This is a genomic window from Micromonospora sp. NPDC005806 (assembly GCF_042871425.1).
Classification (GTDB): Bacteria; Actinomycetota; Actinomycetes; order Mycobacteriales; family Micromonosporaceae; genus Micromonospora.
Genome location: NZ_JBIAIL010000077.1, coordinates 1 through 10,997, shown reverse-complemented (window position 1 = coordinate 10,997; position 10,997 = coordinate 1). Strand labels below are relative to the sequence as shown.

The window sequence follows — 10,997 nt, the reverse complement described above, 5'->3', positions numbered from 1 at the left end:
GCCACCGGCACGCCCACGACCCGAACAACCACCCAAAAGATCAACCAGCCGCCTCAACAGCCTTGATCAACAGTTAGCGAAAGACCGAGGCTAGTGCGCTGACCAAGAAGGTTCACCGGGTTGGTGACACGCCGGGTGGGGTGCTCCGTGTCGGGTCGGATCGACGCGCATCCCGGGGCGAACCCGGTCTGCGGGATCGGCGTGAGGATGGTGTCTTCACGGCTGTTGCGGGTGGACCGGCGGTGTGGGTGTCATCCGCCGGGTGCGTGGTGCGGGGTGGTGCCGGTGGCGGTGACCCCGTTCGAGCAGGACGCGCCCCGTTCGGGGGCGGCCGTGATCCGGAACTGCCGGATGAACTCTTCGATGCGCGGGTCGGTGGCGGTGTCGACCTTGGGTTGCAAGCCCCACGCCTGCAGGGAGATCGGCCGGTCCAGCCCCGGGAACGGTGACATGAACAGATACGGCGTGCCGCGGACCTTCCCGGCCAGCGTTTCGATCTGGTCGGCGGGCAGGTCCGGCCGGTAGGTGATCCACACGGCGCCGTGCTCGAGACTGTGCACCGCGTTCTCGTTGGCGATGGCCGCCGGATACACGTCACCCATGCAGTCCTGCCAGACCGGGTTGTGGTCGCCGCCGACCGGCGGGCTCACCGGGTAGGCGACGGTGCCGCGGACGTGGTTGCGGGTGAGCATCTTCGGGTCGCTGCTCCGGTAGTCGACCAGCCCGGAGATGGTGGGCGACGGGCCGCCGCCACGGGTGCCCGCGTAGATGGCGTAGCCGATGATGGCGGCGGCGAGGACACCCACCGCGACGAACGTCGCGATCAGCGCGGGCGAACGCCCGCCAGCTACTGCCTTCGCCACGGGTCGGCGCGGCTTCGGCTTGGGTTTGCCGCTTGGTCGGTTGGTCTTCGCCATGGTTACCTGACCCCACATCGCTCAGGAGTGGCCCGCGACGCGACCGGGCCAACGATTCGCCACTGATGTGGCCCGACGGGTACCCGGTCCGACGAGCAGTTCTCCCTACGGCGCATACCGACTGACCTCCCAACCTCCTTAGGAGAATAGGAGATAATGAGGCGAGCGTCCATCGCAGGGGGCGCGAGGCCGGCGGACACCGACATCCCCGCTCCGGCGGTAACCGCTCACGTGGCCAACCCGACCAGCACAACCGCGAAGTGGTCCAGCTACGGTCCGTGTCACGCATCTGTAGAACATGTGTTCGACTAACCTGCGGGCGTGGAGTGGCGAACGCGCTGGCACATCACGATCCGCTGGGACCGGGCCGACAACTCGCCCACCGGCGTGACCGTCCTCGAGCGCGTCGTCGACTCCCCCGCCGACCTGCGCCGCCTGATCGGCCGGGCCCGCGCCGACCCGCACGTGGTCGCCTTCCCCTACCGCCAGGTCCGCGAGCTGGTCGGCGACGCGCCGGACGAGTTCCACAACGGGCACGGCTACGCCGGCGGGCCTCGACGTGCCGACCGCCCTGCTGCAGGCAGTACGACAGCGTCTCCTCACAGATCCGGTGACAATCCAGCGCGTCGGTGATGGCGTGGTCCATCACACCGGCGCGCATGCCCGTGGCAGCCATGTCGGCCTCCCCCGCGGACTCGGCTCCGCGCCATGTACGGGATGCCCGGTGGACTAACCGCCTTGCCGGGTCGTGGCGGGTAGAGGGTTGGAGTTCCAACAGCGGTCGCGGCGGATCTGCGGCGCGTCCCACACGCCGTGTACTTTAGGGGCCCCAGCCTGGCATGGTTTCTGGGTCACGCGTTCCGGTCGGTGCAGCATCCATCGGCGCAGCCCGAGGGTTGGCCGCTGCCGGCGGCGGCGGGCAGGGGTGCGCAGTCGTCGCAGTGCTCGCCGCGCCAGGCTTCCACGCCTTCCTTGACCGCGACGCCGGCGATGACGAGTGCGGCGATCGGGTCGGCCCACGTCCAGCCGAAGGCGGCGTTGAGGGCCAGGCCGACGAGCAGCACCGCGGACAGGTAGGTGCACAGCATGGTCTGTGTCGAGTCGGCCATGACCGTGGCCGAGCCGAGTTCCCGTCCGGTGCGGCGCTTGGCCCGTACGAGCAGCGGCATCACGATCAGCGACGCGACGGCGATGCCGATGCCGACGGGGCTGTGCTCAGCCTCGCCGCCGCTGACCAGTGACCGCAGGGCATCGAAGGTCACCCAGGCGGCCAGGGCGAAGAACGAGACGGCGATCAGCCGTAGCGCCAGCCGTTCCCGGTCCTCGGGTACCCGTGAGCGGAACTGCCAGATCACCACAGCTGCGCTGGACACCTCAACGAGGGAGTCCAGGCCGAAGCCGAGCAGCGCGGCAGACGAGGCCGCCGCGCCGGCGGTGATCGCGATCAGGCCCTCAAGCAGGTTGTAGCCGGCGGTGGCGTAGGCCAGCCACAGGCTGCGTCGGGACAGCGCGGCCCGGCGCTCCGGGGTCAGCAGAGATGTGCTCACGCGCTGGCCTCCGCCCTGGAGTTGGCAGGCGTGCCGTAGACCGGGCACAGGGCGACTGCTTCTCCCGTGGCGGCGAGGAGTTGTTCTGCCGAGCGCAGCAGGTCCAGCAGCTCCGGTCGGGTGAGTGCGTAGACCGACTGGCGCCCGTCCACTCGGTAGTCGATCAGGCCGCAGTCACGAAGACATGCCAGGTGCTTCGACACCGTCGACTGCGCCATGCCCAGCTCGCCGGTCAGGTCCACCACCCGCGCCTCGCCGCACGCCAGCCGCTGCAGGATCGCCAGGCGGGTCGGATCGCCGAGGGACCGGAACAGCGCCACGGCAGGAGCCAGCCCCGGAACACAACCAATCGCCACGGCGCGATGTTAGCACCGAATTGAGATGGGTCGCGAGACGCGGGGACTGCGGGCACGCCAAGGATGCGGCGGGCACCTGGTCATGCGGTGCCGCGCCTGCGCCGATGTGCGCCGGAGCCGCGGGTCGGCCCGGACTGCGATGCGCGGCGGAACCCAGTCAGCGCCGATACAGGACGAAGGTCACCGGCGAATGAGCGGCGGGGTTGGACAGGACGGTGGCATGGCCCTTGGCGCCTTCGTAGGCGCCAGTGCCCCCGGTTATCGCCGCGATGCGGGTGGCGCCTGGTACGAAATGCCAACGCCTTCGGTGGTGATGGTTCCATGTTGCACGATCGTGACGATCGTGCAGGTCGTCGTCGCGGTGGAAGCTTCGATCACTGTGCAGTGGCCTTCCGCCTTGCCCGCAGGACGTGAGCACACCTTGCCCTATCTGTCTTTGCGGCGAGTAAGCCGGCGCAGCAGGCGACCGAGCGGGGTGAACCGTAGCTGACGCAGCGCGGCGGTGGGGCCGATCCGCCGCGCTGCCCAGATCGCGCAGCCGCCGCAGATGAACACGCCAGGGGTGTTTCCCAGCTCGACGACCTCGCGTGCGGGCAGCTGGCGGCCGCAGCAGCCGCAGTGTTCGTGGTCGGATTCTCGGACGGTTTCGGTGGCGACGCTCACCGCGACCCCCTCCTTTCAGCGGGCGGCTTACAGGTAGCGGCAGACCTGCTCGGGGTGGCAGTTGTCGGGTTCGGCGTTGGTGGCGGAGTCGTGGAGCCGGACTACGGTGGCGCGGAGAGCGTGCAGGTCGGCGAGCTGGGCGTCGATGGCGTCGAGCTGTTCGGCGAGCAGTTGGCGTACGTGTCCGCAGGGCGCCTGGCCGGCGTCGCGGACGGTGAGGATGTCGCGGATCTGGGCGAGGGTGAGCCCGGCGGTGCGGCCGCGGCGGATGAAGTCGAGCCTGGCAACCGCGTCTTGGCCGTAGTCCCGGTAGCCGGCACTGGTGCGTGCGGCGGGCGGAAGTAGGCCGCCGGCTTCGTAGAAGCGCAGTGTCTTGGTGGTGGTGCCGGTCGCTTCGGCGAGTTCCCCGATCCGCATCCGGTGACCTTCTCTCGTCACGCCTTGACCTTCCCCTGCACTGGAAGGTCCAGTCTGCTACGGGTAGAGCCGTGACGGCCACGGGGTGCGCGTTGTGCCATCGAGGCCGCTTGCCATGAGGAGGCTGTGATGACTACAGCAGCAGATGCTGACGACGCCGAGGCCGGCGCGCGCGATTGGCTCGTGGCGGAGCACCTGTCAGCACTGCCGAATCGGGTGCTGGTCGAGCTTCGTTCCGTCCCCGACTGCCCGAATCTTGCTCCGGCTCGGCAGGCGCTGCACGACGCGCTGGCCGACCTCGGGCTGCCTACGGCGGTCACCGAGGTCGTGGGCGACTACCCGTCGCCGTCGATCCTGGTCAACGGCGAGGACGTGATGGGCGGCAGCAGCGACGGGCCGGCGGCATGCCGCCTGGATCTCCCCACCATCGAGCGCATCCGTGCTGCCCTGCGCCGGGCAATGGGCGCCGAAGCCGCTACCACTACCGCCGCGATGGAGCCGTGCTTGGCGGACTGCTGCACACAGCCGGGCAACGCGATCCGGACCGACCGGCCCCGCCGGGCCGAGCAGCTGCCGCACAGGCTGCGGCAGGTGCACCGGGCGATTCTGCGCCACTTCGCCGCCACCGGAGCCGCTCCCAGCGACGCCGACATTCGCGCCGCCGTCGATGCGGCAGACCTGGACGCTGCGAAGGCGGTGCGTGATCTCGCTCGGCAGGATCTTGTCGCCGTCGACAGCGCCGGGCGTCTGGTCGCGGCCTACCCGTTCTCGCCGGCACCCACGCCGCACGTGGTGTCACTCGGCGACGTCGAGGTGTTCGCGATGTGCGCCATCGACGCGTTGGGCATGCCGTTCATGCTCGGCGACGACGCGGTGATCACCTCCGCCGATCCGCACACCCGCGAACCGGTGCGCGTGACCATCACGAACGGCGCCGCGACCTACCAGCCGGCGGACGCGGTGATCGTGTATGCGGCCACCGGCGGAACCGGCTCCTCGGTGGACACCTGCTGCTCCACCATCAACTTTTTCACGAACGCATCCAACGCCCAGGCGTGGATCACTGCCCACCCCGGCCTGGCCGCCACCGTCCTCGACCAGGACCAGGCCATCACGCTGGGCCGCGACATCTTCGAGCCGCTGCTCGCCTGAGCTGACGCCACCGGCCCGCCCGCTGCCGAACCGAAACATGAGGTGCCTCCATGGCCGGCTCCGCGAAGAGTCAACAGTTCACCGGCACTGTCGCCGCAGCCACTCGGGGCCGGGTGCTGATCCCGGTCCCGTTCAACACGGACACCGTCTGGGGAACCAAGCCGCGCCACCACATCCGCGGCACCGTCAACGGCATGGGCGTGAGAGGCGTTGTCGAACCACACGGTGACGGCTTCGGATTCACCCTCGGCCCGGCTTGGCTACGCTGCTGCGGTCTCGCCGCGGGCGACAGCGTCAACGTGAACATCGAGCCGGAAGGTCCTCAACGCCAGGACCTAGCCGAAGACGTGGCCGCCGCGCTGGAAGCGCACCCGCAGGCCGCCGCGTTCTTCGACTCCCTGGCCCAGTTCTACCGGCGTGCCTACCTGCGCTGGATCGACGCCACCAAACGCCAACCCGACCAACGCCCCCGACGCGTCGCCGAGATGATCCAACTCCTGGAGGCCGGGCAGAAGGAACGGCCGCGCCCATAACGTGCAAGGTCGAGCCGCGCATCGGCGGAGACTGCGACAAACGCGATGGGCGGGCGACGGCCTCGCCGTGACGCGCCCGGGTTGGTCCGCTCAGCGGACTAGCTCCGCGTCGGAAACTACATAATTCGACGAGCGGTTACGCACTTTGTGCGGTTCCGTTGGGTGCTTCCCCCGCGCTCGCTGGTCCGCTGTGCGGACTAGCTCGGCGGCCGAGGACGTGATCACCCGGCCTACCGCGCCGTCCCGCACTGCGGGGCCGGCGATGTCGCCGCCCGCTCGGCGCACCGCCGCGATCCGCTTGAACACCTGCTTGCCGAAGCCGAGCCGCTCCACCGACGGCACCACCACCAGGTCCGCCAGGCCCTCGCCGGCGTCAGCGACCGCCTCCCGGCAGCCGGGGTGCCCACGCGCGATCCGACCGCCTTATGGCCTGTTCGGCGCACCAGCGGTGCGCCACCTTCGTCAGTGGCAGGCGTCGGCGCCTCACCGCACGTGCTGGTAGAGCCAGGTGTCACGTCCGGCGAGGGGTTTGGCGGCGTTGGTGGGACAGGTCGGTGTGGTGGTGGTCGCCGGGATGGGTGTCGGGGTCCGTGTGCACCGTGGTGTAGGCGCGGGTGGCGGCGCGCCGGCCGAGCAGGAAGGCGATCCCCAGCGGCACGGCGGTCAGGGCGTCGGCGACGTTGTGCAGGGTGTCGCCGAGCAGGGCGACCGAGCCCGAGAGCACGACGATGACCGCCTGGGCGAGTGCGGTGATCCCAAGGCCGACCAGGGAGATCCACAGGGCCCGCAGCCCGTCGCGGGAGGTCTCCAGGGCGGGGTCGATCTTCGCCCGGGAGTCGTGCGAGTGCGGCACCGCGGCGTGACTCAGTCGGTGCCACAAGGCGAGCGCCCTGCCGCCGCGGCGATGGTCGTGGTCGTGTTTCTGATGATCGTGCGAGTGGTCGTGGCCGTGATCATGGCTGTGACCGTGCTCGTGCTCGTGATCGTTCACCGCTCCCCCAGGCTTCCCCGCCGCACGGACAGTCCGTACCCCGGTCGCCGGAGATAATATGTGCTCATGTGCGCACGCGACAACACTGCAGATGCCAATCACCTGCAACAACGCCTCCCTGGCGGCGACCAGGTGGAGGCGGCGACCGAGATGCTGCGGATGCTGGCTGACGGGACGCGGCTGCGGCTGATGTGGCTACTCAGCGAGGGGGAGCACGACGTGACGGCGCTGGTGTCTGCGGTGGGCCTGGCGCGGCCGGCGGTGTCCCAGCACCTCGGCAAGCTTCGGCTGGCTGGGTTGGTGAGCGTGCGACGTGAGGGCCGCCGCGCCATCTACATGGCCCGAGGCGGCCACGTCCGCCGGCTCGTAGCCGAGGTCATCCACGCTGCCTCGCACCGGGTGGCCGGAATCCCCGAGCACGACTGAACGCCGGTGGACTACCCGGCGGGCTTGGAGCGCGGGGGAGCGCCCCGGGTCCCCGATGGCTTGCCTCGATCAACGGGGCAAGATGCGGGGCGTCGACATCGACCGGGCGGACGGAGGAGGCTATGGACGATGAGCATCCTGCTGCCGGCGGCGATCGCGACGAAACCCGGAAGGGCCGGGGCCCTCAGGGCTCGTCCGTGCGGGACGTGGCTCTGCTGTTCCTGAAGCTCGGCACGATCGCGTTCGGCGGCCCGGCGGCGCATACCGCGATGATGCGCGACGAGCTGGTACGCCGCCGCGGCTGGGTGACTGATGAGCGGTTCGTGGATCTGATCGGCGCGACCAACCTGATCCCGGGCCCCAACTCGACCGAGTTGGCGATTCACCTCGGGTTCGACCGGGCACGCTGGCGGGGCCTGCTCGCGGCTGGACTGTGTTTCATCCTGCCCGCGGCGCTGATGGTCACCGCCCTCGCCTGGGCCTACGTCACCTACGGTCAGACGCCCGAGGTCCGCGGAGTTCTGTACGGGGTGGTGCCCGTCGTGATCGGGATCATCGCCCACGCGCTGTTCGGGCTGCTGCGAGTCGTGATCAAAAACGTCTGGCTGGCGGTGCTGGCCGTCGCTGCCCTGGCCGCCTATCTGCTCGGCGTCAACGAGCTGCTGATCCTGGCCTCCGGAGCGATCCTGGCTGCCGCGGCCCGGGTCGTGCGCCATCCTCTGCGTGGCCGGCTCCACGGCCTGGTCGCGGTACCCCTTGCCGTGGGCAGCGGACACCCGCTCTTTCCCAACCCGGGCGGTGGCCAACTGTGGCAACTGTTCGCCACGATGCTGAAGATCGGGTCCGTGCTCTACGGCAGCGGCTACGTGCTGCTGGCCTTCCTGCGTGGTGACTTCGTCGACCGGCTCCACTGGATCACCGAGCAGCAGCTCATCGACGCCGTCTCCATCGGCCAGGTCACCCCCGGCCCGGTCTTCACCACCGCCACGTTCATCGGCTACGTGGTGGCCGGCCCCATCGGCGCGTTCCTCGCGACCGTGGCGATCTTCCTGCCATCGTTCCTCTTCGTCGGCCTGCTGACCCGGCTCACTAACACGATCCGGTCCTCGCCCTGGACCTCCGTGATGCTCGACGGCGTCAACGTCACCGCGCTGGCCCTGATGGCCGGCGTCTCCTACCAGCTGGCCCGTACCGCCATCGTGGATCCGCTCACCGTGGCCATCGCCGTGGTCACCCTGCTCCTGCTATGGCGCACCAAACTCAACAACGCCTGGTACATCGCGGCCGGCGCCCTCATCGGCCTCGCGCACACCCTTATCGCCTGATTCATCGGCACCGCGCCAGCGCCGCGCCTGGGCGTCCCAGCGCGCATGCCGGTAGAGCCGGCTTAGGTCGCCCCCGGACCCGGACACGTCCGGGGGCGCACCGCGACCAGCTCGCCGTCTCGGCGTCCCACTGGACGTGCCAGCCGAACTCCCGGCACCCGCCTGCCCGCCCCCGACGACCACCACGTCACACGATCCGGGCACAATCGGCACCTCCCTCCGCCCGCCGATCATCATGCCGAGTGGGCCCTAAATTCCCGACACGCTAGGCCGACGCCGACACTCGCCCGTCCCGCCACGGACACGGTCGGCAACACGGGCCCTACCCGCAAACTGACGGTGACCCGGTCCTGGTTCCACCCGCATATCGATGGTGTTGGTGGAACGATGGAGGACGTGGGAACCCCGAAAACCGCTGCACCTGCCATCTCGCCGCTTGCTGGCGAGCCGATCAAGCGTGCCGATGCCGGGCGGCTCGCGGGAGTGCTGAAGGCGTTCGCCGACCCGGCCCGGCTGCGACTGCGACTGCGACTGCTCAGTCTGATCCAGTCCGCTCCGGAGGGCGAGGCGTCCGTGAGTGACCTCACCGCGCCGCTTGGTCTCTCCCAGCCGACCGTGAGTCATCACCTTCGGATCCTCACCGAGGCCGGTCTGCTTGAGCGGGAGAAGCGGGGCGTCTGGGCGTACTACCGCCTAGTGCCGTCCGCGATCGCGGCGGTCGCCGACCTGTTGACGCCGCCCCGCAAGCGGGCGACGAAAAGGGTCCGCTGAGCGGCATTGTCGAAGGCCGCCGCCGTTGCCTGGTCCTGCAGGTGCCGGCAATGACGTCCGCTCTGGTCACGGCCGGTTTGACCACGCCGACAAGGTCACGCCTCGTCAAGGCGCCCGCCAAGCCGTATTCCTCAGAGACGGCTCGACGGGCCGCCTTGCCCGCATGGCTGCACCACTACAATCACCGCAGCCACACCGCACTCGTCGGTGCACCCGCCAGCCGCGTCCCCAACCTTTCTGGGCAGAACAGCTACTGCGCCGGTCACCTGCATCGTCCTGCCAGCCAGCACGCGGGCGATCGCTCCAGCGACGGCGGGGGTCGTCGCGACCCAAGCCCACCATTCGATGCCGGCGGCCCTCGCGGCCTCGGGCAGCATGATCGCGAAGGCGGGCGATCGAGAGTGGAACACCGACGGCGGTCTCTATGACTCATCGGGGCTTGAACGGCAAGCTCAGACGCGGCGGGCAGACATAGCCGACGCCGCCAGCGGAAGCCTCCGCCGGCGGCCTGCCGGCGGCCGGTCATATGGAGCGGGAGCTGGGTGTGATGGCGAGCGCGGCGAGGGCAGTGACAGCGGCGACGATGGCGCCGGTGGTGAAGCCGTGGGAGAACCCGTCGGTGCTGGTGCCGGCGATGCTGGCGGCGGCGATACTGGATACGACGGCAGCGCCGAGTGAGGCTCCGAACTCGTGGAACGTGCTGACGATTCCGGAGGCGAGGCCAGCTTCGTGTGCCGCAACTTGGCCCAGCGCGGTGGCGGAGGCAACCACGAACAGTGATCCGGTGCCGGCCGCTGCGACCGCCATTCCGGTCACCAGGGGGGCGACTGCGTTCCAGATCGCGGGGATGGTCAGGCCCGCGGCGGCGATGACCAGCCCGGTCACTGCTAGGGCGCGGGGTCCGGTGCGTCCGATGACGCGTCCCGCGATGTCGGCGCCGAGCATGGTGGACAGTGCGATGGGGAGGAAGAGCAGGCCGGTGGCCAGTGCGCCATATCGGTGATGCGCTTGAAGGGCGAAGGTGCCGAGGAAGAACATCATGATCATGAGTGCGGTGGCAACGAGGATCAGCAGGGTGCCGGTTGCCACGGGCCTGCGGGTCAGCAGCCGCACGTTCATCAGCGGGCTCGCGGCCAGGCGCTGACGCGCCACGAAGGCGGCGTAGAGGAGCGCCGATACCAGTAGCAGTGCGGCGGTGGTCCACGTGGCCCAGCCGTGGTCTCCCGCCCTGATCAGCGCGTAGATCAGGGATGCGGTGGCGGCGGTCACCAGGGCGGCGCCGGTAACGTCGAGGGCGGCTCTGGTGGCGGGTGCCGGCTGCGCCGGCAGTTGGGAGCGGAGGGTAAGGAACAGCACCAGTCCGACCGGGACGTTGATGTAGAAGATCCATGCCCAGCCCGGTCCGGCGGTAAGCAGTCCGCCGAGCAGGACGCCGAGGGCGGCGCCGCTGCCGCCCAGGGCGGACCAGATGCCGAGCGCACGGTTGCGTTCGTCGCCCTCGAAAATCGTGACGACGAGCGACAGGGCGGCCGGCGACAGCATGGCGGCGGCCATACCCTGCCCGACCCGACCGGCGAGGAGCAGCGGACCGGAGTTCCCAGTCCGGCGGTCAGCGATGCCGTCGCGAACAGCAGAAGGCCGGCCAGGACGAGCCGGGTCGTTCACCAATGCTGGGTGTTTGCGCCGATGTCGTCGTGGGCACCCGTGCCTGCGCAGGTCAGGAATGGCGACGGGCACCGGCTCACATCGAGCCGGTGCCCGAGGGCCGGAGGCGGGATCAGGCGGAGTAGCCGCGGGTGGAGGCCCAGTTCGCCAGGTCGATGGTGGTCATCCAGTAGGCGGGAACCGCCGGGTTCGCCGAGTCGGCGATCCGCACGGTCCGGCCGTCGTTCTTGTAGC

13 protein-coding genes and 1 pseudogene are annotated in these 10,997 nt (G+C 69.8%); 7 read left to right on the top strand and 7 right to left on the bottom strand.

From position 1 onward, the window contains the following. Positions 1-251: 251 nt before the first annotated feature. A complete protein-coding gene (locus tag ACFYOS_RS35740) occupies positions 252-917 on the bottom strand; it encodes a DUF3105 domain-containing protein (protein WP_387151558.1) in 666 nt (221 codons plus the stop codon). Positions 918-1,238: 321 nt separating this feature from the next. Between ACFYOS_RS35740 and ACFYOS_RS35735 the strand changes: the two genes are divergently transcribed. Continuing rightward, positions 1,239-1,550, top strand: a complete 312-nt coding sequence (locus ACFYOS_RS35735; protein ID WP_387151556.1) for a hypothetical protein — start codon at positions 1,239-1,241, stop codon at positions 1,548-1,550. Between the two features lie 218 nt (positions 1,551-1,768). On the opposite strand, the gene ACFYOS_RS35730 is transcribed toward ACFYOS_RS35735, so the two are convergent. The 4 genes from ACFYOS_RS35730 to ACFYOS_RS35715 all read right to left on the bottom strand — a co-directional run bounded on the left by ACFYOS_RS35730 (position 1,769) and on the right by ACFYOS_RS35715 (position 3,900). Then, entirely contained in the window at positions 1,769-2,464 is a 696-nt protein-coding gene (locus tag ACFYOS_RS35730) for a cation diffusion facilitator family transporter (RefSeq protein WP_387151553.1), read from the bottom strand. After that, complete coding sequence (locus ACFYOS_RS35725; protein ID WP_387151550.1) at positions 2,461-2,820, bottom strand: ArsR/SmtB family transcription factor; 360 nt, start codon at positions 2,818-2,820, stop codon at positions 2,461-2,463. The genes ACFYOS_RS35730 and ACFYOS_RS35725 overlap by 4 nt, the downstream gene beginning before the upstream one ends. Before the next feature lie 426 nt (positions 2,821-3,246). Then, positions 3,247-3,483: a hypothetical protein gene (locus tag ACFYOS_RS35720; RefSeq protein WP_387151547.1), complete on the bottom strand. Its 237-nt coding sequence runs from the start codon at positions 3,481-3,483 to the stop codon at positions 3,247-3,249. Positions 3,484-3,510: 27 nt separating this feature from the next. Then, the gene (locus ACFYOS_RS35715) at positions 3,511-3,900 is read right to left on the bottom strand and encodes a heavy metal-responsive transcriptional regulator (RefSeq protein WP_387151561.1); all 390 of its coding nucleotides are present in this window, start codon (positions 3,898-3,900) and stop codon (positions 3,511-3,513) included. Positions 3,901-4,227: 327 nt separating this feature from the next. Between ACFYOS_RS35715 and ACFYOS_RS35710 the strand changes: the two genes are divergently transcribed. Beyond that, entirely contained in the window at positions 4,228-5,052 is an 825-nt protein-coding gene (locus tag ACFYOS_RS35710; protein ID WP_387151544.1) for an alkylmercury lyase family protein, read from the top strand. 50 nt (positions 5,053-5,102) lie between these two features. Beyond that, complete coding sequence (locus ACFYOS_RS35705) at positions 5,103-5,585, top strand: YdeI/OmpD-associated family protein (RefSeq protein WP_387151541.1); 483 nt, start codon at positions 5,103-5,105, stop codon at positions 5,583-5,585. Positions 5,586-6,096: 511 nt separating this feature from the next. On the opposite strand, the gene ACFYOS_RS35700 is transcribed toward ACFYOS_RS35705, so the two are convergent. After that, positions 6,097-6,576 (bottom strand): cation transporter, encoded by a 480-nt coding sequence (locus ACFYOS_RS35700; RefSeq protein WP_387151538.1) that lies wholly within the window; start codon positions 6,574-6,576, stop codon positions 6,097-6,099. Between the two features lie 66 nt (positions 6,577-6,642). Between ACFYOS_RS35700 and ACFYOS_RS35695 the strand changes: the two genes are divergently transcribed. The 4 genes and pseudogenes from ACFYOS_RS35695 to ACFYOS_RS35680 all read left to right on the top strand — a co-directional run. Further along, a complete protein-coding gene (locus tag ACFYOS_RS35695; RefSeq protein WP_387151535.1) occupies positions 6,643-7,002 on the top strand; it encodes an ArsR/SmtB family transcription factor in 360 nt (119 codons plus the stop codon). A 197-nt stretch (positions 7,003-7,199) separates the two neighbouring features. Continuing rightward, the gene (gene chrA, locus ACFYOS_RS35690) at positions 7,200-8,327 is read left to right on the top strand and encodes a chromate efflux transporter (protein WP_387151531.1); all 1,128 of its coding nucleotides are present in this window, start codon (positions 7,200-7,202) and stop codon (positions 8,325-8,327) included. A gap of 387 nt (positions 8,328-8,714) precedes the next feature. Next, positions 8,715-9,098 (top strand): ArsR/SmtB family transcription factor, encoded by a 384-nt coding sequence (locus ACFYOS_RS35685; protein ID WP_387151528.1) that lies wholly within the window; start codon positions 8,715-8,717, stop codon positions 9,096-9,098. A 110-nt stretch (positions 9,099-9,208) separates the two neighbouring features. Further along, positions 9,209-9,343 (top strand): annotated as a pseudogene (locus ACFYOS_RS35680) (IS481 family transposase); the annotation flags it as partial. A gap of 277 nt (positions 9,344-9,620) precedes the next feature. Here the strand turns inward: ACFYOS_RS35680 and ACFYOS_RS35675 are convergent. Continuing rightward, complete coding sequence (locus tag ACFYOS_RS35675) at positions 9,621-10,763, bottom strand: MFS transporter (protein ID WP_387151526.1); 1,143 nt, start codon at positions 10,761-10,763, stop codon at positions 9,621-9,623. Positions 10,764-10,997: the final 234 nt, after the last annotated feature.

Excerpts from the sequence above, each read along its gene's own strand:
- ACFYOS_RS35740 (WP_387151558.1), bottom strand. The coding sequence starts at position 917 with ATGGCGAAGACCAACCGACCAAGCGGCAAACCCAAGCCGAAGCCGCGC.
- ACFYOS_RS35705 (WP_387151541.1), top strand. The coding sequence starts at position 5,103 with ATGGCCGGCTCCGCGAAGAGTCAACAGTTCACCGGCACTGTCGCCGCA.
- ACFYOS_RS35715 (WP_387151561.1), bottom strand. The coding sequence starts at position 3,900 with ATGCGGATCGGGGAACTCGCCGAAGCGACCGGCACCACCACCAAGACA.
- ACFYOS_RS35695 (WP_387151535.1), top strand. The coding sequence starts at position 6,643 with ATGTGCGCACGCGACAACACTGCAGATGCCAATCACCTGCAACAACGC.
- ACFYOS_RS35685 (WP_387151528.1), top strand. The coding sequence starts at position 8,715 with ATGGAGGACGTGGGAACCCCGAAAACCGCTGCACCTGCCATCTCGCCG.